The organism is Polynucleobacter sp. Fuers-14 (assembly GCF_018882045.1).
Classification (GTDB): Bacteria; Pseudomonadota; Gammaproteobacteria; order Burkholderiales; family Burkholderiaceae; genus Polynucleobacter.
Genome location: NZ_JACVPG010000048.1, coordinates 1 through 493, shown reverse-complemented (window position 1 = coordinate 493; position 493 = coordinate 1). Strand labels below are relative to the sequence as shown.

1 protein-coding gene is annotated in these 493 nt (G+C 51.1%); it reads right to left on the bottom strand.

Annotation, left to right across the window (positions count from 1 at the left end; genetic code table 11):
* Positions 1–493: autotransporter-associated beta strand repeat-containing protein (locus tag ICN40_RS11660; RefSeq protein ID WP_216244161.1), on the bottom strand; the 493-nt coding region annotated here is incomplete at both ends.

Genomic DNA, 493 nt, shown 5'->3' with positions numbered 1-493 from the left:
CCACTATTGACTGTAGTACCCACTGCAGTAGTTCCAAGGCCAGCGGCATTAGTAATGGCTAAAGTACCGGCACTAATCGTAGTCGCACCAGTGTAGGTGTTGGTGCCCGATAAGGTTAAGGTACCGGTGCCGATTTTAGTGAGGGAGCCTGAGCCGCTGAGCACACCGCTAAAGCTTGTGCTGGTGTTATCACCGCCAGTGCTTAAGGTAAATCCAGAACCAATTGCAATACTACCTGCGCCCGCAATGGATCCTACCGTATCTGTGCTGTTGACGTTATACGCTGCAATACTAGCGACAGTGATGGCGGTGGTATTGGCTAAGGTGCCAGAGACAGTAAGTGCACCTTCCGAGATGGTTGTAGCACCAGTGTAGGTGTTGGTGCCAGAGAGCACCCAAGTGCCTGTACCAGACTTGACTAAATTTGTCGCGCCAGTGTTATCTGCTAACACTCCAGCAAAAGTATTGCTTGCTGTTGAGGTGCCAGTCAGAG